Source organism: Sphaerisporangium aureirubrum, assembly GCF_042658925.1.
In the GTDB taxonomy this organism is placed as follows: Bacteria; Actinomycetota; Actinomycetes; order Streptosporangiales; family Streptosporangiaceae; genus Sphaerisporangium; species Sphaerisporangium aureirubrum.
This window is the reverse complement of sequence record NZ_JBHSRF010000031.1, coordinates 66101-91947: the sequence shown is the minus strand read 5'-3', so window position 1 is coordinate 91947 and position 25847 is coordinate 66101. Positions and strand designations below refer to the sequence as shown.

Annotated in this window: 22 protein-coding genes and 2 pseudogenes; 15 read left to right on the top strand and 9 right to left on the bottom strand. The window is 65.1% G+C overall.

Annotation, left to right across the window (positions count from 1 at the left end):
* The first annotated feature begins 117 nt into the window (after positions 1-117).
* Together ACFP1K_RS21195 and ACFP1K_RS21190 are read left to right on the top strand one after the other, a co-directional pair.
* A protein-coding gene (locus ACFP1K_RS21195; RefSeq protein ID WP_380755946.1) for an IS3 family transposase occupies positions 118-1343 on the top strand; the annotation gives its coding sequence in 2 pieces (ribosomal slippage) (positions 118-430 and positions 430-1343; 1227 coding nt in all).
* Between the two features lie 152 nt (positions 1344-1495).
* Positions 1496-3148, top strand: a complete 1653-nt coding sequence (locus ACFP1K_RS21190) for an IS4 family transposase (protein ID WP_380755944.1) — start codon at positions 1496-1498, stop codon at positions 3146-3148.
* On the opposite strand, the gene ACFP1K_RS21185 is transcribed toward ACFP1K_RS21190, so the two are convergent.
* On the bottom strand, positions 3149-3604 hold the full coding sequence (locus ACFP1K_RS21185) for a hypothetical protein (RefSeq protein ID WP_380755942.1): 456 nt from the start codon (positions 3602-3604) through the stop codon (positions 3149-3151).
* A 442-nt stretch (positions 3605-4046) separates the two neighbouring features.
* Between ACFP1K_RS21185 and ACFP1K_RS21180 the strand changes: the two genes are divergently transcribed.
* The 3 genes from ACFP1K_RS21180 to ACFP1K_RS21170 are packed head-to-tail and all read left to right on the top strand — an operon-like array spanning position 4047 to position 8469.
* The gene (locus ACFP1K_RS21180) at positions 4047-5192 is read left to right on the top strand and encodes a hypothetical protein (protein WP_380755940.1); all 1146 of its coding nucleotides are present in this window, start codon (positions 4047-4049) and stop codon (positions 5190-5192) included.
* On the top strand, positions 5189-7966 hold the full coding sequence (locus ACFP1K_RS21175; RefSeq protein WP_380755938.1) for a CHAT domain-containing tetratricopeptide repeat protein: 2778 nt from the start codon (positions 5189-5191) through the stop codon (positions 7964-7966). Before ACFP1K_RS21180 ends, ACFP1K_RS21175 begins: the two co-directional genes overlap by 4 nt.
* Positions 7963-8469, top strand: a complete 507-nt coding sequence (locus ACFP1K_RS21170) for a hypothetical protein (RefSeq protein WP_380755936.1) — start codon at positions 7963-7965, stop codon at positions 8467-8469. The genes ACFP1K_RS21175 and ACFP1K_RS21170 overlap by 4 nt, the downstream gene beginning before the upstream one ends.
* Before the next feature lie 80 nt (positions 8470-8549).
* Here ACFP1K_RS21170 and ACFP1K_RS21165 read toward each other — a convergent pair.
* The 3 genes and pseudogenes from ACFP1K_RS21165 to ACFP1K_RS21155 form a co-directional block, all read right to left on the bottom strand.
* Positions 8550-8777: pseudogene (locus ACFP1K_RS21165) on the bottom strand (transposase); the annotation flags it as partial.
* Between the two features lie 229 nt (positions 8778-9006).
* Positions 9007-11928 carry a DEAD/DEAH box helicase gene (locus ACFP1K_RS21160; protein WP_380755934.1) on the bottom strand — a complete coding sequence of 974 codons (2922 nt, stop codon included), beginning with the start codon at positions 11926-11928 and terminating at the stop codon, positions 9007-9009.
* 1108 nt (positions 11929-13036) lie between these two features.
* Positions 13037-14029, bottom strand: coding sequence for a tyrosine-type recombinase/integrase (locus ACFP1K_RS21155; RefSeq protein WP_380755932.1), 993 nt, complete (start codon positions 14027-14029; stop codon positions 13037-13039).
* A 739-nt stretch (positions 14030-14768) separates the two neighbouring features.
* On the opposite strand from ACFP1K_RS21155, the gene ACFP1K_RS21150 reads away from it, so the two are divergent.
* From ACFP1K_RS21150 to ACFP1K_RS21135, 4 genes are all read left to right on the top strand, one after another.
* Positions 14769-14879, top strand: coding sequence for a helix-turn-helix domain-containing protein (locus tag ACFP1K_RS21150; protein ID WP_380755952.1), 111 nt, complete (start codon positions 14769-14771; stop codon positions 14877-14879).
* A 28-nt stretch (positions 14880-14907) separates the two neighbouring features.
* Positions 14908-15162 (top strand): hypothetical protein, encoded by a 255-nt coding sequence (locus tag ACFP1K_RS21145; RefSeq protein ID WP_380755930.1) that lies wholly within the window; start codon positions 14908-14910, stop codon positions 15160-15162.
* 697 nt (positions 15163-15859) lie between these two features.
* Complete coding sequence (locus tag ACFP1K_RS21140; RefSeq protein ID WP_380755928.1) at positions 15860-16261, top strand: helix-turn-helix domain-containing protein; 402 nt, start codon at positions 15860-15862, stop codon at positions 16259-16261.
* A gap of 52 nt (positions 16262-16313) precedes the next feature.
* On the top strand, positions 16314-16634 hold the full coding sequence (locus ACFP1K_RS21135; protein WP_380755926.1) for a hypothetical protein: 321 nt from the start codon (positions 16314-16316) through the stop codon (positions 16632-16634).
* Between the two features lie 131 nt (positions 16635-16765).
* Here the strand turns inward: ACFP1K_RS21135 and ACFP1K_RS21130 are convergent, their stop codons facing one another.
* On the bottom strand, positions 16766-17152 hold the full coding sequence (locus tag ACFP1K_RS21130; protein ID WP_380755924.1) for a hypothetical protein: 387 nt from the start codon (positions 17150-17152) through the stop codon (positions 16766-16768).
* Positions 17153-17439: 287 nt separating this feature from the next.
* On the opposite strand from ACFP1K_RS21130, the gene ACFP1K_RS21125 reads away from it, so the two are divergent.
* Together ACFP1K_RS21125 and ACFP1K_RS21120 are read left to right on the top strand one after the other, a co-directional pair.
* On the top strand, positions 17440-17712 hold the full coding sequence (locus ACFP1K_RS21125) for a hypothetical protein (protein WP_380755922.1): 273 nt from the start codon (positions 17440-17442) through the stop codon (positions 17710-17712).
* A 255-nt stretch (positions 17713-17967) separates the two neighbouring features.
* The gene (locus ACFP1K_RS21120) at positions 17968-18255 is read left to right on the top strand and encodes an integrase core domain-containing protein (protein WP_380755920.1); all 288 of its coding nucleotides are present in this window, start codon (positions 17968-17970) and stop codon (positions 18253-18255) included.
* Positions 18256-18624: 369 nt separating this feature from the next.
* Here ACFP1K_RS21120 and ACFP1K_RS21115 read toward each other — a convergent pair whose 3' ends face one another.
* Both ACFP1K_RS21115 and ACFP1K_RS21110 read right to left on the bottom strand, forming a co-directional pair.
* Positions 18625-19299 (bottom strand): LuxR C-terminal-related transcriptional regulator, encoded by a 675-nt coding sequence (locus ACFP1K_RS21115; RefSeq protein WP_380755918.1) that lies wholly within the window; start codon positions 19297-19299, stop codon positions 18625-18627.
* Positions 19287-21287, bottom strand: a complete 2001-nt coding sequence (locus ACFP1K_RS21110) for a sensor histidine kinase (RefSeq protein WP_380755916.1) — start codon at positions 21285-21287, stop codon at positions 19287-19289. The genes ACFP1K_RS21115 and ACFP1K_RS21110 overlap by 13 nt, the downstream gene beginning before the upstream one ends.
* A 175-nt stretch (positions 21288-21462) precedes the next feature.
* Between ACFP1K_RS21110 and ACFP1K_RS21105 the strand changes: the two genes are divergently transcribed.
* A complete protein-coding gene (locus tag ACFP1K_RS21105) occupies positions 21463-22065 on the top strand; it encodes an LGFP repeat-containing protein (protein WP_380755914.1) in 603 nt (200 codons plus the stop codon).
* 458 nt (positions 22066-22523) lie between these two features.
* Entirely contained in the window at positions 22524-23348 is an 825-nt protein-coding gene (locus tag ACFP1K_RS21100) for an enoyl-CoA hydratase/isomerase family protein (protein ID WP_380755912.1), read from the top strand.
* A 40-nt stretch (positions 23349-23388) separates the two neighbouring features.
* Here ACFP1K_RS21100 and ACFP1K_RS21095 read toward each other — a convergent pair whose 3' ends face one another.
* Together ACFP1K_RS21095 and ACFP1K_RS21090 are read right to left on the bottom strand one after the other, a co-directional pair.
* Positions 23389-24000 (bottom strand): DJ-1/PfpI family protein, encoded by a 612-nt coding sequence (locus ACFP1K_RS21095; protein WP_380755910.1) that lies wholly within the window; start codon positions 23998-24000, stop codon positions 23389-23391.
* A gap of 318 nt (positions 24001-24318) precedes the next feature.
* A pseudogene (locus ACFP1K_RS21090) lies at positions 24319-24842 on the bottom strand (transposase); the annotation flags it as partial.
* Here ACFP1K_RS21090 and ACFP1K_RS21085 point away from each other — a divergent pair.
* Both ACFP1K_RS21085 and ACFP1K_RS21080 read left to right on the top strand, forming a co-directional pair.
* Entirely contained in the window at positions 24747-25274 is a 528-nt protein-coding gene (locus ACFP1K_RS21085) for a GAF domain-containing protein (protein ID WP_380755950.1), read from the top strand. The pseudogene ACFP1K_RS21090 and the gene ACFP1K_RS21085 sit on opposite strands and share 96 nt — an antisense overlap.
* Positions 25181-25513 (top strand): SpoIIE family protein phosphatase, encoded by a 333-nt coding sequence (locus ACFP1K_RS21080; RefSeq protein WP_380755948.1) that lies wholly within the window; start codon positions 25181-25183, stop codon positions 25511-25513. Before ACFP1K_RS21085 ends, ACFP1K_RS21080 begins: the two co-directional genes overlap by 94 nt.
* Positions 25514-25847: the final 334 nt, after the last annotated feature.

Sequence of the window (25847 nt, the reverse complement as noted above, 5' to 3'; positions counted from 1 at the left end):
AGGCGCCGCTTGGCCTCACGATCGAGCGGGGGGTTGGGGTTGGACATAGATGGTCTCCGTAGTCGCCGGAGACCCAGGTGTCAACGATGTCCGTCAGGTTTAGAAGAGTTGTCCCTGATGGTGATGAAGAACTACCCGTCCGAGTTCAAGGCCGACGCGGTGGCGTTGGTGCTGTCGAGGCCGGACCGGACGATCACGTCGGTCGCGCGGGATCTGGGGGTCAGCCGCGAGACGCTGCGGGTGTGGGTACGAGCCGCGCAGGCTCGGGGTGAAGGCGGGCAACGAGCGGCCGGCGGGGTGGGGCCCGGCAAGAACACCTCGGCCGGGCACCTACCCTCGGACGACGTGCTGGAAGAGGAGAACAAGCAGCTCAAGGCGCGGATCCGGGAGCTGGAGCAAGAGCGGGACATCCTGCGTAAGGCGGCCAAGCTTTTCGCGAACGAGACGAACTGGTGAACCGCTTCCAGTTCGTTGAGGATCACAAGGCGCTCTACGGGGTGAAGCGGTTGTGCCGGGTGCTGCAGGTGTCACGCTCGGGCTTCTACCGGTGGCTGAAGGGCGCCGCTGCGCGGCTGGCCCGCCGCCAGGCCGATGAGCAGCTGGCCGAGCAGGTACGCAGGATCCATGCCGAGCATGACGGCACCTACGGCTCGCCCCGGGTGACGGCCGAGCTGCGCGCGGCCGGGATCGTGGTCAACCACAAGCGGGTGGAGCGGGTGATGCGCGAGCACGGCATCGCCGGCCTGCGGCTGCGCAGAAAGGTCCGCAGCACCGTCCCGGAGCCGGACGCCTCCCCGGTGCCGGACCTGATCCAGCGCGACTTCACCGCCGAGCGGCCGGACACCCGCTACGTCGGCGACATCACCTACCTGCCCGTGGGTGGTGGCCGGTTCCTCTACCTGGCCACCGTGGTGGATCTGTGCTCTCGCCGGCTGGCGGGCTGGTCGATCGCCGATCACATGCGCACCGAGCTGGTCGTCGACGCGTTGCAGGCCGCGGCGCATACCCGGGGCGGCCGTCTGGACGGCGCGGTGTTTCACAGCGACAACGGGGCCCAGTATTGCTCTGGGGAGTTCGCGCGGGCCTGCCGCCGGCTCGGCGTCACCCGCTCGCGCGGCACGGTCGGCACCAGCGCCGACAACGCCGCAGCCGAGTCCTTCAACGCGACCCTCAAGAGGGAGACCCTGCAGGGCGCTTCCAGCTGGCCCGACGCCCGCACCGCACGCTTGGCCGTCTTCGGTTGGATCACCCGCTACAACACGGTCCGACGGCACTCCAGACTCGGCCACCTCAGCCCAATCGCCTACGAGAAGACGACAGATAGTCTGAAGCCTGCCGCCTGAAATCGGTGTTCACGTTCATGGGGGAAGCCCCAAGGCCAGGTAAGTTAAGGTTTCTCGGCTGCTGGCAAACGCGCGAGTTCTGAGGACGTGGGAACGGAGATCCAGTAGAACGGTGATCTTCTACAACCAGCCGTCGAAGAACTGGATCTCCGTTGCTTGCCGAGTATGCCAGCTCTGCTGTTTCCCGCGCTGTCGAGACGGGCTCCTCGCTCCGCTCAGCAGTCGAGAGATTGTTCGCTCCGGGGCATTTGGGGGAGCTGACCGCGCTCGTGCCGTTCGAGCTCGTCGATGCGGTCCTTGAGGAAACCTCCACCGTGCAACGCCGTCTGCGCGCTCTGCCGTCGCGTGTGGGGGTCTACTTCCTGCTGGCGATGTGCCTGTTCCCTGAGGTCGGCTACCTGCTGGTCTGGCAGAAGCTGACGGCCTCACTGGCGACCCTGCCGGTCGTGACGCCCACCGCTAAAGCGCTGCGTGACCTGCGCCGCAGAGTTGGCAGCGCGCCGATGCAGCGCCTGTTCGAGGTGCTAAGCGGACCGCTGGCCCAGCCCACGACGCCCGGAGTACGGTTCGGTGCCTACCGCACGGTCTCCTTTGACGGCTGCAGCTCACTCAAGGTGCCCGACACCATCCGTAACCGGGCCTGGCTGGGCAGCCCCGGCCATGGCGGCTATCCCCTGCTGGAGCTGATGACACTCGTCGAGACCGGAACCCGGGCCCTGATCGGCGCGGTCTTCGGCCCCACCGGCGAGGGCGAGAGTGGCTATGCCCGGCGCCTGCTGCACCTGCTGAAGCCGGGCATGCTCGTGTTATGGGACAAGGGCTTCGACGGTAACGCCTTCCTCGCCCAGGTCAGCGCCACCGGTGCCCAGGTGCTCGGCCGGCTGCGCAGCAACCGGCGCACCCCCATCCTGGCCACCCTCACCGACGGCTCCTATCTGTCGGTGATCGGCACCTTGCAGATCCGCGTCATCGAGGCCCGCATCACGGTGACCTGCACCGACGGCACCACCTTCACCGGTACCTACCGCCTGGTCACCACCTTGACCGATGCCCGCCGCTACCCGGCCGCCGCCCTGGTCCGGCTCTACCACCAGCGATGGGACCACGAGTCCGCCTACTACGCGCTCCGCCACACGATCATGCAAGGACGGATCCTGCGCTCAGGCGACCCCACCGGCCTGCAGCAGGAGATGTGGTCGGTGCTCACGCTCTATCAACTCCTACGCACCGTGATGGTCGACGCCGCCGAGTCCCGGCCCGGCACCGACCCCGACCGCTGCAGCTTCTCCATCGCCCTGCACACCGCCCGCGACCTGGTCATTCAACCTGGCGACAACCCAGGTAACGCCATCGGCCCGGTCGCAACCATCGGGCATCGCGTCCTGGCGGCGCTGCTGCCACCCCGCCGCCCACGCGTCAGCACCCGCAAGGTCAAATCACCCATCTCCCGATACAACGAGCGGATCAACGACGGCCGGCCCGTCCACAGCCGCACCATCACCGACCTCGACATCACCCTCCTGCCACCCCCACCCACGCTGCCTTCCGCGTCCCGAGACGAGCGGCCCATGACCACGGCCGACCGCCGCAGACAACAACAAGCCCTGGCTCTCCTTCACCAAGACCCCAACCGCCCCTGGAAGGCCCGTGACATTGCCCAACACCTCGGCGACGTCACCCTGAACACGATGTACCGGCAGCTATCACGCTGGGCCGCCAGCCGACTCATCCGCAAGATCAAGCCAGGCCTCTACACCGCCGAACCGAACTCCACAGCACCCTTGCCAACAGCCCAGAAACCTTAACTACCTGGCTTTGGGGGAACGCCCGTGCCAGGCCACGGTCCTGCGAAAGCGCATGGTGCCGATCCGCTCGCCCTCCTGCCGGGGGACCGCCTCGCCGTGGCGATCGTGGCTGGCGGAGTGCTCGTTGACCCAGGCCGTGAACTTCTCCACCCGGTTGGCCATCGTGACCACGGCCAGCGACCGGCCGGTGCGCAGGTCCGGGGAGCAGGGGTCGTGGATCTCGGCGGCGAACAGCAGTCTGGGCCTGGCGATGCGCTCCAGCATGCGGATCGCGGTGACCACCTGCGGGATCGCGACCCAGCCAGCCTTGCGCAAGACCCCGGCCGACAGGTGGTTGCCGTGCTCGTCGCGGGCGGTATTGAACACGCGGCCGTAGATCAGGTAGCGCTTGGCCGCGCCGTCGGCGACGGCGGTGGCGGGTTCTGGTTCGGGGCAGCAGCCGCTCTCCAGTCCCAAGATTACTGGTGCAAGGTACTTATTCCGAACATGCACTGTTCCCTGCCAGGAGTCCTGGGCACTACTCAGCGAGCACGACTGCCTCGGTCTCGTGGAGACGCGTAAATCGTAGGTGAGGTCTCGGATGCGTTCCTATGCTTCAGGCCTCAAACGGAGCATCGGGTCGCCACCTTGCAGCCAGATGCCGTATGCAGCTCCCAACGAGAAACCTCTACGTGATGGTCGCTACCGTAACCAAATGGATCATCTAGGTTAGCCAATTGCCGGATGGAGCCGAATCCCGCGGGTCCTGGTGTCTCGCATCTGTCAGTTCCCATCTCATGCCCGACGCAAATGAGCAGGGTTCTGGTGGGTAAGAGTCACATCACTCGGACGCTGGTATCCAAGCGACCGGGTGTGTGCTAGGAGTAGCAGATTCGCTGACGATCGTTCAAGAGGAAGCATGGCCGCAGCACTCAACTGGACCTGGCTGCTGAGCGGGCCCGAGCCTTCCGGCAGCCCGCTCGCGGCCATCCAAGCTAGTACTTCCACGCGGGAGCGGGATCAAGTGCTGGACGGGCTAGCGGAGCAGGCCTTGGGCGACGATCTCTCGGCGCTGAACCTTTATGCCGCAGGGCTTGCATGTGCTGGCTACATCGATCGCGCCAGGGAGGTGTGGGGACGTGTGCCGGAAGATGCACCCGAGGCGATTTGGGCCGCCATAAATCTTGCGACGTGCCAGATGCGGGATGGGCAATTCGATGCCACAGCTCGGATGCTCCTGGAGTGCCAGGGCCGCATCGAGGAAGGGACTGCTCTGCGGCAACTGATTGAGCGACGCCTCGGCGAATTGGGCGAAGCGTGGGCCCGGAGGGAGCGGGAGAGGCGACTGATGGAGCTGCGGTCAGCCGCCATCCGAGAAAGGATTGAGCGGGGCCTCGTATATTTGGAAGAACTCAAGGACCTAGTGCGGATCGTCGGCAGGCTTATGCAAATACCGGACAGCGGCCTGACGAGCCGGGACGTGCTAGCCGCTGCCGAACTCGTCCACGCTAGCGCACCGGCTGATCCGGAAGGGCTGGAGTTTCTGGCGCTAGGGCTCCTGACCTGCGAGGAACACGACAGAATTCCCGAGGTATTGTTGGAGTTGGAGCAGAAGGCGCCGCATTCTCAAATTCTGGCGCAGCTGCGTAAATCACGGACCGAACCGGATAATAAGAAAGGTGTAGCAAAATACCTGACGTCAAGGAAAGAGGCCATCGATAAGGCAACGGAAGGTGATCTCGAAGCTGAAGCAGAACTGCGGTTCGGCCTGCAAATCTTCCCGAACGACGTCGAAGCTAGGGTCGCACTTCTCTTTGGCGCCTTCAATCGAGGCGATTTGTTGGAGACAAGACATATAGCTGATGAGCTAGCTGCAGATTCGGCAGCAGGATACTACACGCATGTACATGTGGCCCAGTTCTACTGGCATTTGGGTGAGCATGACGCAGCCAAGCATCATTTTTTGACGGCATTTCGACTTGCCGAGAATGAAGCAGACCGTGACAGCGTCCGGGAAGCGATACGTGCCGTGGGTGCGTGGAAGTCAGAGGCGGATGATTCGTGACCAGTGGCGAAATTGAACGGAAGCTAGTACTCGAGATCATGTCTGCATGGTCGATTCAGTACGTTGAGGATCTTGTAGCAAAGAACGCGAGTCGGGTCGATCTGGACTTGCTGGTTCAGGAACTGATGTCCCTGGAGCAGGGCCTGCGAGTGGAAGGTCGCGTTGCTGAAGCTGCCGTTGCGAAGTTCCATATCGAATTCATCGGCGAGTTTCGTCCACTTCTAGCCGCAGACCAATCAGCTAAGAGTGCTGGCCGGGACGCCTATTCATCTACCGTCGATGCCAAGTCCCGCCTTTCGATGGAACTAGAAGCGGCTGAGCTCTCTGAACGAGGCGAACTGGACACGGCATTGGCCGTTCTGCAACGAGCCGACGACATACCTGTGCCCGAACCGGAGGCGATTCCCCGCGTTGCTTGGTTGCGGATGAGGATCGCACACGAATTGCGTGAGGCGAGAAGGTGTAGGGAAGCGCTAACGGTTCTGGATGGCGCCCAATTCTATGGTGGCAGCGGGGGAAGGATTGCGCTTATGGCGCATGTCACTCGTCTGCGAATCCATTTCCATCGCTTGCGCGGTCTCATACTAGACGACATAGGTGCTTACGATCAGGCACGAGCCTCCTTTGGAGTGGCGCTGGACGCCGCGCGGGCTAACCGTGACCGAGAGGCCGAGTGCCAGTCATACACCGATCTCGCCGCATCATATGGTAAGTCGGGACGGGGTCGGGAGGAGCTGCGCGAGTTTCGGCGAGTCCTTTCAATCGTTGAGGCTATGGGGTCCCGCCGGGGCATGGTCAGCGCCCTCAACAATCTGGGTAACGCCTACGAATCGCTTGGAGACGATTCCGCGGCGTCGAGTTGCTTTCGGCGCGCTTTGGAATTGATGGAAGAACTCGGAGCTATGGGGATAAGCGCAGTTATCGCGCAGATTGGGCTGGGTCATATCGAGCAGCGAAATGGGCGAGATGCCGAGGCTTTTGAGTGTTACCAACAGGCGATGATCCAGCTATTGGCCACTAGTGAGGATGATATACCAAAAGGGCTGATCATGCTCTTGCCTCTGATTCAAGACCTTGACGAGGGAAGTCAAGGGCTTCTAGAAATGGTTAAGATCTATCGTGAGGCACTGGGTTCTAAATATGATGGAGACTGGAACTTACGTATGGCATTTGTTATTGCTCAAGCTAAAGAGCTTCAAAAAGATAACCATTTCGAGGAAGCGATACGTATTCTGTGGGAACTTATGCGCGAAGTCGAGCAGAACGTTTCGGATGTACATCTAAAAATGATGGTGACCACTAAGCTTGTAAATACCCTTTTGGCCTGGACTGGCTATCCAGAGGCGATGCAGGACGCGTTCGAAATCCTCTGGAATGCTCGCTGCCACCTTGTCAATAACTTCATGGATGGATCAATTTATGGGGCAGAATTAGTCGATATACCAGCTCAGATGCAGCAGCATAGAATTATCTACGACAAGCTAATTGAGCTGCTAGTCGATCACGGTCCGGTGTTGCGTCTCCCCGACCCGTCATCGCACCTTGAACTCGCATTCAACTTGCATGAAGAGTACAAGACGCAGACTGGAGGCGCATCTATCGGGCCGAGGACCCCAGCGACCTTCCATGAACTACGTGACTATCTTCGCGCTCACCCGGACGCGGCCCGGTGCGCTTACCTCTCTTACTACTGCGGATTCAGCGAGACGACTGCCTTCATCTATATCCCAGAGACCGACCAGCTTGCGGCAGTCCGCACACCGCTCAGCGAACGGGCCTTGAAGGAGGCATCCGAACGACTGCGGCGTACGTTTGATGGCGATCAGGAAGCATTCCCGCCACTCGGACCATTGCCCGTAAGACGGCCCTGGCGACGTAGCCTCACATTTTTTGAAAGCCTGGCACCTGGAATGCTGGCCGCACTGCCGTACGCAACTGGGCGTGAGTTGCTTTGTATCGCGGCTGACGGGCCGATACATGATCTGCCACTGCACGCTCTTCCTCTGCCTGAGGATGGCCGTGCCCTGGTCACTCAGCACGCCATCGTCCAGGTGGGGAGTGCAACTGCCCTACTCAAATTGGCAGGGCAGCCTCCCGCACGGGCAGGTTCGAAGGCCTACGCCGCAGGAGTCGCCGCGCGAGAGGACATCGACCCCAACCGGCTGGAGCGAGACGTCGAACTCCTTGTTCATGATCGAGATTGGCAGGTAACCCAGGATACAGGTCCGCGCGCAACCGTGGACGCAGCGATTGCCGGGCTGAGCCAATCTTCGATTGGTCATCTGGCGGGCCACGGCTGGTTCGACACTGTGGAGCCCATGGATTCCGGGGTATTCCTCGCGTACAAGGGAGAGCGCCCCACCAAGTACCCGTACACCGTTGAAGTGCGCACCCGCCTCGACCACCTGCTGACCGCTCGCCGGTTGGCCCGTGAAGGGCTGCGGCTCGACCTGTTGACGCTGAGGGCATGCTCGACCGCACGTCGGGACGCCTACAGCGCGGGTTACCTGGAAGGGATAGTTCACGCACTGCTTCACTCGGGGATACGCAGCATCGTGGCCACGTTGTGGGATGTGGATGACGCGAGCTCACGCAGGCTCTATACGGACTTCTACCGCCATCTATGGGGCGGGGCAAACAGCCTAGGAAAGCCGCCGTGGCAGGCGCTCTGGCATGCTCAACGCGCCATGCTTGAGCACCCGACCGAGCCGTGGGAGTCCCATCCGTACCACTGGGCAGCTCTGACCCTGTTCGGAATTTGGAGAGACACATGACCGCGGCAAACATCGCGGAGCTCGACGACCGCACCGTCATCCGTGCATTGCAGGAGGTGACCGAGGAACTTGCAGCAACGGCCGGGCTCGCCATTGCGACCAAAGACAGCGATGAGGCCCAGGCCTTGTTGGCAGCCCTACTCGAGGAAGGCGAGCTCAGCGACTCAGCACCGCTGGCCCTGGCCATGCCATGCCAATATGCGGCTGCACGCCGAGTTCTAGTTGCCCTTGCCGAGAACCCGGCAACCGGGTGTGTAACCGATTCGGTGCTAGCAGACCCACCATCCGACACTCGACTGGGTACGGAACTTGCCGCACCTGCCATTGTCGTGCTAGCCGCGGTTGTGGTATGGCTGCAAACGAAGGTCGATATCCGTATCAAACGGAAAGATGGCAAGACGGAGTTCGAGTTCCGTGTGGCTAAGGAAGCGGCGTCCGCGGGACTACTGAAAGACATCGTAAAAACGATCGTTCAGTTCTGGACTGGACCACCTCAGCCCTGACGCTGCGTCCTGACCTTTGTCCATTTTCGTCGGGTGTCAATGGCCATTTAGTGCGGGTTCTGGCACAAAGTCCGTGATTTTCATGATCCCAGCAGGACTCGACGGCGTAGAAGGTCGAAGTTGGCGCGCCCGTACATCTGCCTCTTGATCGCTTCGATCCGGCAGACCGCGCCCTCCACCGCGCCGCTGCTCCAGGTCAAGGTGGGCCCGTTGCGTACCGCGTCGTAGTCCTTGACCAGGCCATCGGCGAAGCCGTGTAGCTGGGAGATCCCGCTGGCTCGCGCTGCGGTGATCCACGCGTCCAGATGCTGTCTGAGCTGGGAGAAGAAATCCCCCGACGACCCGACCGCTGAGAATCATCGCCACGCAGGCTCGGGGTCACGGCTTCGAGCCCGCTGTGGCTACGCCGTTTCCACGGTGCTCCGTGAATCACGGACACTGATTTGAAGGCTCTCTATATGTCGGGGATGGCACCGTCGTAAGGCTGCGCCAAAACATATGAGAATTTCCCTGGGCAGGGATGAACTCCAGCGGATGCTAGGTATGGACGATCACCTGGAGAACGCTGTTGGCAGTATCCATCGCATACACCTCGGCGCAGGCCAGCAGATGTAGCTGGTCTTCGGAGACGCGAGCTTTGGAAACGCCGGGCTGGACGATGGTGATGGTGAACTTCGGTTCCAGCAGTGGTGCGCGCTGGGCGAGCTCATGAAGCGTTTGGTCTGTTCCCTTTTCCAGTCCAAACCGGCCGCTGGCTCGGCGTTGGCCTTCGCGGCGGATCAGATTGGCGAAGAGGCGGCTTGGGCGATGTCTCCATTTGGTGGATTTGTGGACCTGGCCGCACACCTCGTACAGATCGTCGATTCGAGCGCTGGGGACGCCGGAGTGGGCGTATTTGCAGTGGACGAGGTTCACATGGAGTTGGCTGTCCTCGATGCGGGCGGCCACGATGTCGGCGACCTCCCCCGGGCCGTCGTCGTCGATGACGAGGTCCCAGTCGGCGATGCTGAGCAGGTGCTGAATGGTCCGGGCCTGGATTGATGTGGGATCGCGGTTGACGCCCTGGGATTCCTTGCGGAGGTTGATGCCGGTCCAGTCGATTGTCAGGAGCCGTTCGGGGCTGAAGGGGGCCACGGCTCCTGCTGGGCGGATGAGGAGCATGTCCGGTTCGAGGATGGCTTCGTCCTCGAAGAGAATCCGTAGACCGTGCTGATTGAGGTATTCACTGAAGGGTTGGGCCTTGCGGCTCGTCTCGACCGTTGGCTCGGGACCGTCGCAAGTGAAGCTGGCATGGCCGCCTGCGATGGTGATCTGGTAGTCGACGCTCCAGTGTGGCGTGTGCAGGGTGAATCCGATCGGGCCTTCGCGGGTGAAGGTGGTGACGGTGAGGTCGGTGTCGATGATCGGCCAACTGAAGTTACCGCGTTTGATCTCGACGCTTGGGTTGGTGTCGAGGAAGAACTGGATCGGCCATTCCAGGGCCAGCGGAACGAGTTCGGGACGTTCCTCGACCTCGGTGGGGATGATGAACCCCTTGAGAACGTCGGAAGGATCGACGGTCTCATCGGTGAGTTTGGCGCCGACCTCGTCGCACCAGTCGATCCAGCGTTTGAGCGTGGGTGCCACGCCGTAGTTCCAGACACGACCTTTGAGGGAGGCACCGACGTTGACGCGTTCGCCTCCTTCGTAGCCGCTGACGAATATGTTGGTCTGGCTCTTGTTGCGCTTTTCTGCCTCGGGATAGTCGAGTAAGACATCGGCGCCGACCGCGAGTTGGAAGCGGCGGCTGCGGTTGCGGGCATCGAGAGTGCCGACATTGGTCGGCACGCACCTTCGGATCTTCGCCATGATCCGGTAGACGGCTGATCCCCTGATGATGGCGGCATCCGGGCCGCCGATCTCTTGGGCGAGTTCTTTGTGGACGCTGTCGGTGTTGGAGCTGTTGATGTAGAGCAGCCCGTGCGTGCTGTCCCAGTACACGATGTAGAGATCGTGCGTGATGTCCTCAAGGCTTTTCACCGTGCCCCAGGCGACGGGTGTTCGCTCCCGCGCGACGAGCCAGGCGACCCGATCTCGTTCGTTGATCGCGACAGGGTGGGTCAGGAGTCGGTCGCCGAAGAACGGCGAAAGCACCTCAGGCTTCCAGCGCAGTGTGGGAGTTCGGTAGACGACGGCGCTCATCCGCGGTGCGATGTTTCGAAGCGAGACCTCATCAGGCAGGCTGGCGAAGGCCTCTTCGAACTCGCTGAGTTCTTCCTGCTCGCCTACCGCGCGTGCGGAGAGGACCTCGATGACGTCGTTCCAGTCGGCATCTTCGGCGTACAGCTTCTTCAAGTTCTCGTCGAACTGGATCTCGGCGCGGTTGACGACGACGGTCGCCGTCCCGATCGAATTTCCGGCCACGCGAGCGAACCGGCCGATGAACTGCAGCGTGATGCCGAGACTCTTGTGCTGGTCATGAATCGCTGCGACCTTGAGCGCGGGAAGGTCGAAGCCCTCCCCAAGCATGTCGACGCACACGACGATCTTGCTGGTTCTGGCGTGTAGTGCCTCCAGCGCGGCTTTCAGGTCTGTCTTGCGGCCATTGCTGTGCAAAATGACGGGTTTCAGGTCAGGCGCGAGCTCTTGGTAGAGCGGCAAGACCTCTTCAGCGCGGCCGATGCGGTTGACCCGGGCCATGAGCAGGTGATCGTAACCAGCGGCCAGGTCCTCGCGAAGCAGTTCGACAGCACGAGTCGCGACTGCTCGGTCAGGCTCGAACAGGTCGACCACGGGAGCATATTTGATCTTTGAGAAGTAGCCTTGCTGGTATGCATCCTTCAGGGCAAAACTGAACACGGATCGACCGCCGAGATCGGCGCCGTCGTTGCGGAAAGGGGTGGCCGTGAACTGGACCACGCGCTTCCCGTTGAATTGATCGCGAATCTCGCGCCAGGTCTGCGCGGCCACGTGATGTGCCTCATCGATGAACAAATGTGTACAAGCCCTGGTCAGGGCATCTCGTGCCGCTGGGGAGAAATGCCTCATGACGGCCGGCGTTGCCACGATCACATTGCAGTGCGTCGCGAACTCGTGAGCCAAAACGGGATCTTGCATTCCGCGTTTGACCCGCCCCACGATCGGCTTGAGGGCTGACTCGGCAACGATGCCGAGGTCCTGCAGCAACCCCAGTCCTTCGAACTTGTCCGCGATCTGGTCTCGCAAGGCGTCGGAGGGAACGATCACCAGCAGGCGCTCAACTCGCCCGGCCACCAGCAAGGCAACCATTGTCTCGGTCTTGCCTGTCCCCGTGGGCATGACGACCGTGGCGGGCTGAGACCGTCTTGAGGCCCAGTGACCTAGAACCGCGTGTACGGCTCCAAGCTGCGGCTCGCGCAAGCCGGCCACGCCCCGCTGCAAGTCTTCCTGGCGAAACCGGAAAGCTTCATCGAACGAGGCGAGGACTTGGGCGGGATGCACTTGCTCGGCCTCATCGTCTGTGGCCGTGCGGTGCCAGCCTGCGTTGCCTGCGATATCGCAACGCTTGAACCGCCTACCAGGGAGACCTACTCCCATAACGCCTCGCACGAACTAGTACCACACGAACCCATTCAGAATCACGCGTTGGCAACTCTATCAGCAGTCCGCGGCTTACCTCTAAGAACTTATGTATCATAGTTCCGATTCGAGGCGTATCGCAGGAATCGACCGCTTATTGACGATCTGTGTCTAGACGTTGTGTGACGGCTAGCCATCGTCCCGGTTCACGTCATGTGCTGATGGTGAGATCATCATGGTGCCGCCGGGATGGCGGGCCTATTTAAAGACACATCAAGCGGATCAAGTATCCCGATGCAAGGCTAGGGGGGCGTCGGCTCCGTCTGTTATTCAGTCCGATCCTTCCCGCATCCTGGCCACGATCACGATCGGCTCACACGCATTCGGCGGTGGGCCCTCTCGGATCAATGCAGAGAGCCCGGGGAGATCTGGGACAAGGGGTTGCTGTTGAGCTCATCATGAGCCCGCGGTGTCATGTCCTGCCGAGTAAGGTGCGTCCCTTGTCGAGCTTCTGTTCTCCGAGAGCCCTGCGACTGGTTCCGCACTTGGTGCTCCCGACATCTCCGTCTGCTTGCGAGAATTTGGAAAGACACTGTGGCGTGGGATCACCTCGGCATAGGGACCCGGTCACGGGCCGGTTGTACGGACGGCCTTAGGTGCTGGCGGTGTCATAGACGCAACACGTGAAGGCTATCGGGGTGAGATTACTCCGCGTGACGGCCCGTGATGGGTGTGTGGGCTCGTATTGGGCTCGAATGTTCCGGCACGATCCGGCACAGGCCGGCACCACGTGGCACGAAAATCAGCGGTTTCGCGGACGAAGCGGCACGAAGCGGCACGCCCTGACACCGTTCGGCACCCGCTACGGCGCTTGCCCGCTTGACTCTTAATCAGCGGGTCCGGGGTTCGAGTCCCTGGCGGCGCACTCATCTGATCAGGGCCGATGTCTGCTACAGGCATCGGCCCTGATCTTTGGTGGGGTCGTGGTGGGGCCAGGCTGGGCCGTATCTGCGTGCGCAACCTGCAGGAATCAGTTAGCGGTTCGACGCGTGCGACGTGTTCGGGGGTGTGCGGGGCGGCGGGGACTTCGAGCACCTGGCGCGCATCGTCCGGCTTTCAAGATGAGCTGGGCGACGTCTTCGGCGGCTTTGTGGGCGACTTCGGGGACCACGCTGATGTAGGTGTCGGCGGTCAGGACGATGCTGGAGTGGCCGAGCTGGTCTTGGATCACCTTTAGATCCGCGCCGGCTTGCAGGGCGAGGCTGGCCGCGCCGTGCCGCAGATCGTGCAGGCGGATCGGTGGCAGTCCGGCGGCGGTTATGAGTTCGGTGAGGGTGCGGGTGAGGTGATCGGGGTTGACCGGTCCGCCGTACCGGTTGGTGAAGACCCATCTTTGGCTGGGGTGTCCGAGGCGGGTGAGTTCGGCCTGTTGAGCGGAGCGGTGGCGGCGTAGTGCGGTGACCGTGGTGTGGTCCAGGGCGATGGCTCGGCTGCTGGAGCCGGTCTTGGGTGGGCATTGCAGTACTTGGCCGCCCAGGCGCTGGAGCTGCTGGCAGATCATGGCGATGCCGCCGCCTAGGTCGATGTCGCACCAGCGCAGTCCGGCGGCCTCGCCCCGGCGCAGACCGCGTAACGCGATCAGATGAAACGCCGCGTATAGCCGGTGGCTGCGGCTGGCGTGCAGGAAATGGGCGGTCTGGGCGGCGGTCCACACCGCGACCGCGGGCCGAACCCCCGTCCGCTCGAATTCGGCGATGCGCTCGGGGGTCCAGACCACGGCGCGGGGCCGCCGCGCCGGTGGGAGTTCGATGTAGCGGGCCGGGTTGTCGGCGATGAGCCGGTCACGGATCGCGCCGTTGAGCGCCGCGCGCAATGTGGCGTGGATCCGGGCCAAAGTGGCCGGGCTCAGCGGCCGGCCGAGCGCGGCGTGGCGCCGGCTGATGGTGGTGAACATGGCCTGGATGTCGGCGGGACGCAGATCGGCCAGGGTGATGTGACCCAGGTGGGGCAGCAGTGGCCACATGTGTTCGGTGTAGCTGCGCCGCGTTGCTGGGCGCAGAGACACCCGGGAGGCCAGCCATACCTGAAGCCACCGCCCGAGGGTCACCGTGGCGGCCGAGAAGCCGGACCTGCCGGTGCACGTACCTGCGCGAGTGCCCGAGCAGCGGCCTGCTTGCTGGGGAAGCCACCACGTCGGATCCGCTGACGGCGGCCGTTGAGCCCGGGCGGGATGTCCACTGCGTAATACCGGCTGCCGTGCCCGCGCTCACCCAGGCGGCGACAGGCAGGTCCCAGCTGCTTGCCCGTGACACGGTCACGGCACCCGCACCGCTTGCTGATGGTCCCCTTGCTTTTCACCCTCATCCTCCTGGTTCACGTGACTGGTCACACGTGAGGATGAGCGCCACATGCACAACCGTCGAGGCATCAGACAAAGAGATGAGAAGCCAAGCAACGACCTATATCACGTCAAAGTAGCCTAGTCAGCAACTACTCGGTGCGCGGCGCGTGGTGTGAGTAGCGCCCCTTCCCTCGACCTCAGGTCAAGTCTCCGGAGACTGGGGGAAGCTCACCTCGTGTTTGGCGGCGACCAGCGCGGCTTCATCGTTGAGGACGGTCCAGTGCTCGACCAGCTCATCCATCGCGAACAGCGAATGCTCCATGGCTACAGATCCGACTAAACCGGCCTGTCATTACATAGCGCTCAGGACAGATTGCTTACCGCATTTGGCGGCCGGTGTCACACCGGTTAACGGCACCCCATCCTCGCCCGCCGCGAGCGCGGCGAAGCCATCCGCACCATCGCCACCGGCGTGAAGGTCTCCCTCGGCGCCGTCCACAAGACCCTCACCGACGCCAAGATCACCTTGTAATCCGGCCTCCAGGCAACGGGAGCTGACGATGACCGCCCGGCCCTTGCACGAACAGACGAAGTCGGAGGCGACGGTAGAGGAGGTCCAGCGGCAGATCGCCGCGGGAACACGGGCCTCGAAACTATACCTGGACAATCGGGTCGCCCAAGGCCACACCACAGCGGAGCGGGCGGCCGCCCTCATGGAAAAAGCCCATCGCCGCGGCGCCGAAATCCCGGGGCTGACCAAACTCGCCGCCGGGACCCGCCCCGACCAAACCGCGCGGCGAACCCCGAACTCCTAGCCCTCATAGCGGCAAGCCAGACCGATAGAGCAGCCGTGGCACACCGCGGCGGCCGCTGGCGCGCGACGAATCGCCGCCAACGCCAAGGGCCTGCAGGTGCCTTTGGTCGTCCCCGCGGCCGGGCCAGCCCCGGCCGGGCCAGCCCCGGCCGGTGGCAGAGATGCGGCATTCCCGCTGGTCGCGGCGCCGCCGGGAGACCACCGCGTCCGGCATCGAAAATCTATGCTCGCCGAAGTAGACATTCGCAGCCGCTGAGGCTAATGTTTCTCACATCGCAAGGACGGATCGACCGGGCGGCGGAAGTACGAGCACCACGATGAACTGCCCGGAGCAAGACGAAGTGGATTGACGGCAGAAGGTCGGACGTGAGGGGCCAGTGCAGTGCTGGGGGTCCTGATCGTGGACGCGCTGCCGCAGTGAAGTCGGACAGTAGGTCGCGAAGATAAGAGTTGAAGGGAGTGTTGAACGCCATCGGGATCGCCCGTTGCTGGCTGTGTCTCGCCGCTCGGGTACCGCAGTTCCACAGATAGGCAGGTGGTCTTCGGTCACGCATTCGCGATCCCCGCATCACCGCCGGACAGCACGGCGGACGCGGAAACAGTGAACCGGCCAGATGGCCGGTAGATGGTGTTGAACTCTTCGGGGCCCCGGCGCGACAGGCGTCGGGGCCCCCCGTGCGCGCATAGGAAAGGAATGTATGGCTCAACCTCGCTCGGCCGCCGGCGGAGACACGCTCACTCCCGGCAGGATCGCGGACACAGCCGAACCCAAGACCGGATCGGCGGCCGAAGACCGGTTCGAGGACCGGCTCGACGATGAGGACTATCCCGCCTACAGCATGGGCTCGGCCGCCGAAATGCTCGGTGTCACCCCAACATTCCTGCGGGCGCTGGGCGCCGCCAAACTGATCGAGCCGCTGCGCTCCAGCGGCGGCCATCGCCGCTACTCCCGCTACCAGCTGCGCCTGGCCGCGCGCGCCCGCGAACTCGTCGACCAGGGCACCCCGGTGGATGCCGCCTGCCGCATCATCGTCCTGGAAGACCAACTCGCCGAGGCGCTGCGCATCAACCAGGCACGCGAGCGCCCGGCCGCACCCTAACCCCGGCGGCATGATGGCGACGGCCGGCGGGTGCAGGTTGACCTTCTCGGCGATGAGGTCGAACTTCTCCTGGGTGGGCTCGTGCAGCCCGATCCACAGCAGGCATCCGCCGCCGATCATTGACGAGCACCTGATCTACGCCGTCGTCCTGGCCGGTCTGGCCCTGTCCAACGTCGGCCGGCTGGGGCCACCTACGTTTGCGGGGGCAGCGCTCCACCGGTTCCGCATCACCGCGTCCGGCGGGATGAGCGCGGGCACGGTCCTGCGCAAGCCGGCCGAGACCGCCGAGTCGGCGACTTCTCCTGCGAGTTCGCCGCCCAGAACTGGGTCGGACACGGACGAGGACGAAACCGCCGTCGGGCTCAAGGCCTAATCGAACCTGAAGTCCGCCGCCGCAATCTTCGCTACCGCGAACCTCCTCGGTTGACCGAGGCTCTGTAGGCCGCCCCGGAAACCACCCGCATCACAACGGCCAGTCACAGTAGGACGAGCCCGTCGGGCTTCTTATCGTGACTGGCCGTCCGGTTGCTGCTCATGCTCCAACACATGGAACTGGCACAGGCGCCGCCGCTGCGCACGGGTCAATCCCTTACGCTTTTCCACCACCAACTCGTCCACCACGGTGGCGGTTTCGGTGAAGGTGACGTTCGCGACCACGGTCGCCTCGGCTACGGTGGCCACCACCCCGGCATCGGCGTAGACCACATCTGCGCCGACACCGCCGAGGTGGGCGATCAGTGACGCGAGGTCCATATACCGGGTGACAGCCCGGGTCTCCGCCTCAGGGGACAGCATGATGACCCAAAGGAAAGTCGCGAACGTCCGCTCAAGAGAGCTACCGGCAGGGGGTTGCACAGGCAGCCCGCCGGCAGCGCGGATCGCCTCGGCCAACAGTGCCCAGTCGGCACCTGAAGGGTGTCAATACTCCCGTTCACGGGCGTGAGCTGCGGGTTTGTCTGTCTTGGCTTCCTGGTCGGAGCAGTGACCTGGGTCGGGCATGCTCGAGGCTCGTGACGCTCCGTCTCTTCTATATGATCTTCTGCCGCATTCTGGGGTGGCTGACCCTGCTGGCTCGTAGCGACGCGACCAAGAACATGGAGATCCTCCTACTGCGACACGAGGTCGCGGTGCTCCGCCGTCAGGTTGGCCGTCCGAGGCTGTCGTGAGCGGATCGAGCGGTGCTGTCCGCGCTGGCCCGAGGACTGCCGGCGGTGCTGCGCGCCCACCGGCTGGTGGCGCCAGGGACGCCGCTGCGCCGGCACCGGCGCCTGATCGCACGCCACTGGACCTACCCGCCGCGGAGGATGGGACGACCTGCGACCGATCCGGCGGTCGTGGCGTTGATTCAGAGGCTGGCGCGGGAGAATCCGCGCTGGGGCTACGAGCGCATCGTGGCGAACTGCGGCATCTGGGCCACCAAGTCAGCGGTGCGACGATCCGCCGAGTCCTGAAACGAGCGCGCGTGGGCCGGCGCCGCGACGTGCCGACGACCGATGGCGCGATTTTCTCCGTGCCCATGCCGGGAGCACGCCGGCTGGTGATTTCTTCACGGCGGACACCGTCACGCCGCGCCGGTTGTACGTCTTGTTCGTGGTGGAGGTCGGCACCCGGTTCATGCACATGCTCGGCCTAACCGCCCACCTGATGGTCGATGGGTTGCCCAGCAAGCCCGGAACCTCCTCTCCGACCTGAAGGGCCGGGCCGGCGTGTTCCGGTTCCTGATACGGGATCGGGACACGAAGTTCACCAGCAGCTTCGATGAGGTGTTCACAGGCGACGGCATCCAGGTGCAGAAGATCCCGCCGCGGGCGCCTCGCGCGAACGCGTTCGCCGAGCGACGGGTCAAGACCGCACGCACGGAATGCACCGACAGGCCGCTGATCTTCGGCGAGCGGCACTCTCGCACCGTGCTGGACGATTACGCCGATCATTACAATCAGCACAGACCACACCGCTCTCTCGGCCTTCGGGCTCCACCGACGACTCCAACGTGATCCCGCTGCCGATAGGCCGGATCGAGCGCCGCGAAGCTCTCGGCGGGCTGATCAACGAATACCAGCGGGCTGGCTGAGCAACGAGGTGCAGCCATAAAGAGGCAGGTCACGGCCTTGGCAATAGTTTTGACACCCTTCAAGGTGCTGACGCCGTCTTCGGCGGTGTGGGTCAGCGCGCTGTGGCGCAGTTGGTGCAGTGTCCAGGGGCCACCGGTCAGCTTTGCGGTGGTGGCCTCGAAGAGTTCGGCGGCGCGGCGGTAGGACAGAGGGCTTGATCGACAACGGAACGGCCAGCGGCGTTGATGCCACGGGGCCATCCGGAGCCGTATGCGCGGACGTGGTGACGGCCGTAACGCCGATCCGGCGCGGTCATTGCTGTGACCAGGGCCTGGTTGTGGGATCGGGGCCGCGGCTCAGGTAGAGCACGACGGCGAGCACGCGGCGGTGGTCCTCATCAGAGCTGGCCAGGCCCAGCTTGGCCAGGATCGAGCCGACATGTGTCTCGACGGTCCGGTCGGTGAGCCACAGCCGGCGGGCGATGCCCACGTTGGTGCGGCCCTCGGCCATCAGGGCCAGGACGTCACGTTCGCGCGGCGTGAGTGAGGTGAGCGGGTCGGCGCCGCGGTGCCCGCCGATCAGCCGGGCGACCACCTCGGGATCCAGCGCCGACCCGCCGGCGGCGACCCGGCGCATCGCGTCGAGGAAGTCGTCGACGTCGAAGACCCGGTCCTTGAGCAGGTAGCCGAACCGGCCGCGGGAGACCAGGTCGACCGAGTGCCGGGTCTCGACGTGCTGGGACAGCAGCACGATGCCCAGGCTCGGGTGGCTGGCCCGGACCTGGCGGGCAGCGCGGGCACCGTCGTCGGTGAGATCCGGCGGCATCCGGACGTCGATGATGGCCAGATCCGGGTCGCAGGCGTCGACGGCGGCGACGAGTGTGGGCGCGTCAGGCGCTTTGGCGACCACCTGATGGCCCGCGTCGATGAGCAGCGCGGCGAGCCCTTCGCGGAACAGGGCCGAGTCTTCCCCGATCACGATGCGCACGGCAGCACCGCCTCCACCACGGTTCCGCCACCCTCTGGGCTGAACAGTCGCAGCTGGCCGCCGGCCGCCGCGACCCGGTCGGCCAGGCCGGCGAGCCCGGCGCCGGGCCGGGGCCGGGCACCCCCGGAGCCGTCGTCGCTGACCTGGACACTGACCTGCCCGCCGATGCGTAGGACGGAAACGCCGATGACGCCCGGTTGAGCGTGTTTGACGGCGTTGGCCAGTGCCTCGCTGGCGACGTAGTAGGCGGTGGTGGCGATCTGGTCGGGTAGCAGGTCGGCCCGCACATCGACGGTGACCGTCACGGGTACGCCACTGGTCAGCGCCATCAACGCAGGGCCGAGGCCATCATCGAGGCTGCTGGGGCGCAGGCCATGGGCGATCTGGCGTAGCTCGTCGATGGCGGTGCCCAGCTCGGTGACCGACTGGTCGAGCAGCCCGTTGACGTCGAGGGTCGCGTCGTGGAGGTGGCGCTGTGCCAACCGTAATGCCATGCCCAGCGACACCAGCCGTTGCTGCGCGCCGTCGTGCAGGTCGCGTTCGAGCCGGCGGCGTTCGGCGTAGCCTGCGTGCAGAAGCCGCTCCCGGCTCGATTCCACATCGCGCAGGGCCCGGTTCAGTTCGATGCGCAGCCGCACCACCTCGACCAGCAACACGGCCGCGGCCGCGACCTCGCGCAGCAGCTCACGTGAACCCACCGTGCCGCGCACGATGGCGCCGATGTCGTGCCCGCCCAGCCGCACCGGAGCGGAGGAGGCGTTACCCGGGTCAAGCGCCGTGCCGTTGGCGTCGACCAGACCCGCGTCGCCGACCTGGCCTGGCAGCCGGTAGCCGACCCGCAACTGTGGGTCGTGCAACGCTTCCCGCAGAGCCGACTCCAGCTGTTCCGGGCGGGCCGTACCCGCGTGGGTGCGCCGCTGCAGGTCCTCGATCGCGCTGAGCGCGGCACGCCGGGCGGGGTAGAGCCGGCTGTCGACCCGTCGTTGTACCCAGCTGCGCAGCGGGGTCAGCGCTGCGGCGCACACCGCGGTGGCCGCGGCCACCGCCACCGGCGAGGATCCCCCCGCGCCCAGACCCACGACGAACGACGCGACCGTGTAGAAGCCGAGCAGAGCGGCGGTGACCAGACCGTAGGTGACGGTGGTACTGAGGGCGCGATCCACGTCGTACAGGTCGTAGCGCAGCATGGCGACCGCGGTCGCGGCCGGGAGGGCCAAATAGCTCACGGCCAGCCCATAGCCGACGAGGTTCGAATCGTCGAGGAGCAGTACGCCGGCCCAGCCCACCAACAGGGTGGCCGGCAGGCATGCGGCACCCAACGCGAACCATTTCAGTTGCGCCCTGTGCACCGGGTCGGTGGCGCGCCGGTATCGCATGAACATCGAGGTCGCTGATGCCAAGAGCAGCCCGAGCAGCGTCGGTAGCAGCGCGAACAGGAAGGCGCGGAGAATGGTGAGCAACGGCTCGGGCGGGAGTCCGAACGCGTGCGGGACGGTATCAAACGGGGGCGCAAACGGTGTGGGATCGACAGCAGCCCCTACCACAATGAAGATCACGGGCACGACGACCAGCCCACCGGCGATCCACCGCCAGCGCGGCCCCAGCAGCCGCCCGTCCGGGAAATACAGCATGAGCAGTGCCGGCAGGGCGTACAGGTACATCCAGTTGCCCGGTGAGAATCCCACCCACAGGTCGGATACCGGCAGCAGTCCGGGGCGGCGCGCCACGACGCCGGTGTAGACCTCGCCGAATGTCATCCACACGCCGCTTGCCCCGACCAGGACCAGGAGCGTCGCGACGATGTTGTCCGGCCGCCGGACCGCGACCATTACCCCGATGGCGGCCGACACGAGCCCGAGTACCGCGAAGGTCCCGAACAGGATCGCGGAGCGGCGGTCTGGAGACAGCACCAGCAGTGTTACACCGGCGGCGACATTGGCCACTACCAGCGCGGCGGCGGCGTACGCGGACAGGCGTGGCAGGGGCATGGGTTCACGGTAGGCCGCCGCGCCGACCATGGGTATCCGTGCCAGTACGGAGCGCGGTCCCGTACCAGCCCCGATTTGCCACCGGCCGTCCCGGCCGAGACTCAAAGCAGCCCCGCGACAGGGGCCAGGAACGCCGGGAACGTGGATCCCACGCCCGCAGACGGAGGCAAATCACATGCTCACATCACCCAGACACCTCGCCCGGAGCAGGGCTCGGCGCCTCGCACTGGCAACAGCCGTTGCGGCGCTGACGGGGGTCCTGTCCGCGGGCCTCCCCGCCCAGGCCGCCACCCCCGCCACCACCGCCGCCACCCCGTGTGACGCCGCGTTAACGCCCTACGGGCTGATCGGAGAGAAATGGCGTGACTCGGGCGGGCAGAACAGCGTCTTCGGCTGCCCCCGGAACGCCGAGTACGGGTTCGCCGGAAACCACGCCCGCCGGCAGGACTTCCTGAACGGCCAGATCGGCTGGTCGCCGGCCATCGGGCCGAGGACGCTGGTCAGGGTGTACGCGATCGGGGGCAAGGTCATCTTCCGCTGGGGCCCGACCGGGCGCGATTGGGACTTCTTCAACGTCCGCTACGAGTACTTACACGAGGGCGTCGAGCAGTACAAGGTCGGCCGCATCGACCCCTGGAACGGCGTGTTCAGCGTGCCCGAGGGCAATATCGGAGCGAGCAACGGCACCATCCACTACTTCTCCGTCCAGGGTTGTGACAACGGCGGATTCCTGCAGAGGTCCGACTGCGGCGGCTGGTCCCTCCCCGTAAGGCTCTGACCGCTGTCCGCCGGTGCCCGCGCCGGTACACCACCCGCGGGCACCGGCCGCGCCTGGCCGGTCCGGAGGGCGGCTGCACGAGGATGGGGCGGGAGATGGGAGACGACGGGAGACGGTGGCTGGCCGCCGACCAGTTCGGGGGGCCACTTCCGGACTCGGGGGCCTTCTCCCGGACGTGACTCAGCCCCAAAGCACTACGGGCAGGAGGGCTGGGGACAGATGTTCACCGACAACAACTACCAGGGCGACTGCTTCGAGTGGACGACAAGGCTGACCGCGTAACCGGTTGACCCCCGGTGAGTTTCGCCGCCTTGCACGTGGGGCGGTGCGAGGGGAACCTGTGGCAGGTCACTCGCGACTGCCTGAACGGACGCAGGGGGCGGGCACCCGCCCGCCCCCTGCCATGCCAAGCCGCACAGCCCAAAGGCCAGGCCCTGTCACCGAGAGGATGAGTAGCCATGACGTATCGGACCCTGCGCCTCGCTTCCACCGACGAGGGCGTGCTGAGCGTGGTGATGGACGCGCCGCCGATGAACCTGATCGGCCCCGAGCTCGTCCGCGACCTGGTGAAGCTGGTCGGCGAGCTGGAAACGGATCAGGGTGTCCGGGTCGTGGTGCTGGAGAGCGCCGATCCCGAGTATTTCGTCCCGCACGTCGATCTGACCAAGGTCGCCGACTACACCACCGAGGCGGCCCGGGCAGGCGGCCCGGGCGACGCCTCGCTCGGCATGCTGTGGTACCGGCTCAGCAAGCTACCGGTCGTGACGATCGCGAAGATCCGCGGCCGGGCACGCGGGGCGGGCAGCGAACTGGCGCTGGCGTGCGACATGCGCTTCGCCTCCCGCCAGAACGCCGTTCTCGGGCAGATCGAGGTCGGCACTGGCGCGCCTCCTGGAGCCGGAGGCATGCAGCATCTCGCCCGGCTGCTGGGCCGGGGGCGGGCGATGGAGGCGATCCTCGGTGCCGATGACTTCGACGCCGACACGGCGGAGCGGTATGGCTGGATCAACCGGGCGTTGCCCGATGCCGAGCTCGACGCCTTCGTCTCCAGGCTCGCCGGGCGTATCGCCTCGTTCCCGGTCGAAGGAGTTCGTACGGCGAAGCGAGTGCTCAACGAGCTGACCCTGCCCGCCGCCGACGCTGTCCGGGCGGACGCGATCCGATTCCGCGATCTGGTCGCCGCGGACGCCGCCCAGGCCCGGGTGAAGGCCCTGTTCGCGCAGGGACTGCAGACCCGCGGCCCACTCGAACTCAACCTGGGAGAACGCCTCGGCGACCTGTGAAGGAGAGGGCAGCGAGCGGCCACCGCCTGCTCCCCAGGGCTCAGCGCAGGGTGAGCCCGCTGCCCCCGTAGACGGCGCGGAGACCGCGTTCGACCGTTTCGTCGTTCTCGCCGACCGGGGCGACGTAGTCGAGGACCGCGCGGGCGGCCTCCTCGCCGAGGGCGCGGGTGATCACCCAGGTGGCCAGGTACTGTGACGCCAGGCACCCGCCTGCCGTCGCGATGTTCCCGTGCGCGTGGAAGGGTGCGTCCAGCACGGTGACGCCGCAGGCTTCGACGAACGGCCGGCTGGTTCTGTCCGCGCAGGCCGACATGTGCTCCAGCAGGCCCAGACGGGCCAGCACCAGCGCGCCCGAACACTGCGAACCGATCAGCTGCCGGGCGGGGTCGAGCGGCAACATGGACAGCAGCCGGTCGTCGGCGACCACGTCGCGGGTCTTCACCCCGCTCCCGATGAGCACGACCTCGGCTTCGCTCACGAACTCGATCGGACGCTGCCCGGTCACCGGGACGCCGTTCATTGACGTGACCACCGGCGCCGGCGTCGTGATGAACGCTTCCAGCCCGTCGGCCCGGCATCGGTTGATCAGCGCCGAGGCGATGAAGCTGTCGAGTTCGTTGAACCCGTCGAACGTGACCACCGCTACCCGCATGACATCTCCTTCGGCCAAGTCTTCGGGATCGGGGACAGGCGCTGCGCACGTTCACCGTCCTGCAGCCCATACCAAGCTGAGCACATCCTGTCCCGGAACGGCCACCTGGAGGCAAGGCCCGCCACTTGACCACGTCGCGCGAGCGGAGTTCCTTGCACAGCTGGGGGAGGCTTCCCCGCTATTCGCCCGCGCCCGTGTCGAACGTCAGGCGGACGCCTCCGGGCCCGCGCTTCCGAGGAGAGTGCGCAGGACGGGCTGAAGGGCGCGGTGGAAGGTCGGGTACGCGAAGTGCATCTCGGCCAGCGTCGCGATCGGGACCTCCGCGTGGATCGCCGTCACGAGCGCGGCCAGCACCTCACCACCCGCGCTGCCGAGCGGCGGGCCAGCCGCGCAGCGGCGCCCTTCAACCATCGATAGAAGCCCGAGCGTGACACCTGCAGCACCCGGCACAACCGCTTCACCCCGTAGAGCGCCTTGTGATCGGCCAACAAACTGGAAGCGGCTCACCAGCTCGTCTCGCCCGCGAAAAGCTTGGCCGCCTTACGCAGAATGTCCCGCTCTTGCTCCAGCTCCCGGATCCGCGCCTTGAGCTGCTTGTTCTCCTCTTGCAGCACGTCGTCCGAGAGTACGGGCCCGGCCGGCATGTTCTTGCCGGGCCCCACCCCGCCGGCCGCTCGCTGCCCGCCTTCACCCCGAGCCTGCGCGGCTCGCACCCAGACCCGCAGCGTCTCGCGGCTGACCCCCAGATCCCGCGCGATCGACGTGATCGTCCGGTCCGGCCTCGACAGCACCAACGCCACCGCGTCGACCTTGAACTCCGGCGGGTAGTTCTTCATCACCATCAGGGACATCTCTTCCCCTGGACCTCAAGATCCAGTCTTCAAGGTGTCCACATCCAAGGGGGAACGCCCACCCAGATGGGCATCGGCGCCTGGGCGGGATACCCCATCGCCCCCGAGGGGCAGGTGCTGGGCACGGTATGCGTGGTGGATACCGTTCCGCGTGCCTTGAGCGATGAGGAACTGCGCACCCTGGCCACCTTGGCACGTGCCGCCACCGGGGAGATCGCCCTGCGCGACGCTGTGTCGCAGATGAACAGCCGGATGCCTGATCTGCGCGCCACCTCCGAACAGGCCAAAGGCGCTGGCCCGCAGCCTGCAGGACAGCCTGCCGCCGCCGCATCTGGTCACCCCGCCGGGATTGGACACGGCCCGCTACACCGTGCGCACCATTTCTCCCCGCCCAGGTGCTCGGGCAGCTCAACCGCGCCCTGATCGCCCAGAAAATCGGCCAGCAGTTCCTCACCGCCGTATGCGCGATCTTCCGCGACCGCACCGACGGCGAAGGCAGCGGGATCACCGGGGTGCTGACCACCGCCGGTCACCTCTCGGCCCTGCTGCGCCACGCCGACGGAGAAGTGCAAGAGGCCCGCTCCCGAGGAGCGGTCCTGGGCGGCTTCCCCGACGCGGACCTCGCATCGGCCCGCTTCACCCTGCACCCAGGCGGCGCCTAGCTGCTGCTCCGACGCGGGTACCTCAGCAGGGTGGTAACAAAGTGATGCTGCAGTACTACATAAGAGCTTGCGTGATGGCGTTTCCGGTTCGCGCGCGTCTCGCCAAGGATAGCCGGGCCGCGCAGCCATATTCACGGTTCGGACCGGACAAGAATGCTCTTTGCAGGAATTGTATGAATCGGAGCAATAAGGTGGAGAACGCATGCCGTGCCGTGCCGATCGGATATAGCGCCCGCAGGCGCCAAGGTGCTTCTTTCGACATGATGGTGCTTCCTACCAGGTCGGCAGCCGCCAAATGCGTCCGGCCGGGGCGTCACGTCACAGGTTCGTAAGG

Coding starts and splice junctions, on each gene's coding strand:
- ACFP1K_RS21180 (WP_380755940.1), top strand. CDS start 4,047: ATGGCCGCAGCACTCAACTGGACCTGGCTGCTGAGCGGGCCCGAGCCT.
- ACFP1K_RS21170 (WP_380755936.1), top strand. CDS start 7,963: ATGACCGCGGCAAACATCGCGGAGCTCGACGACCGCACCGTCATCCGT.
- ACFP1K_RS21155 (WP_380755932.1), bottom strand. CDS start 14,029: ATGTGGCCACTGCTGCCCCACCTGGGTCACATCACCCTGGCCGATCTG.
- ACFP1K_RS21145 (WP_380755930.1), top strand. CDS start 14,908: ATGACCGCCCGGCCCTTGCACGAACAGACGAAGTCGGAGGCGACGGTA.
- ACFP1K_RS21140 (WP_380755928.1), top strand. CDS start 15,860: ATGGCTCAACCTCGCTCGGCCGCCGGCGGAGACACGCTCACTCCCGGC.
- ACFP1K_RS21135 (WP_380755926.1), top strand. CDS start 16,314: ATGAGGTCGAACTTCTCCTGGGTGGGCTCGTGCAGCCCGATCCACAGC.
- ACFP1K_RS21110 (WP_380755916.1), bottom strand. CDS start 21,287: ATGCCCCTGCCACGCCTGTCCGCGTACGCCGCCGCCGCGCTGGTAGTG.
- ACFP1K_RS21105 (WP_380755914.1), top strand. CDS start 21,463: ATGCTCACATCACCCAGACACCTCGCCCGGAGCAGGGCTCGGCGCCTC.
- ACFP1K_RS21100 (WP_380755912.1), top strand. CDS start 22,524: ATGACGTATCGGACCCTGCGCCTCGCTTCCACCGACGAGGGCGTGCTG.
- ACFP1K_RS21095 (WP_380755910.1), bottom strand. CDS start 24,000: ATGCGGGTAGCGGTGGTCACGTTCGACGGGTTCAACGAACTCGACAGC.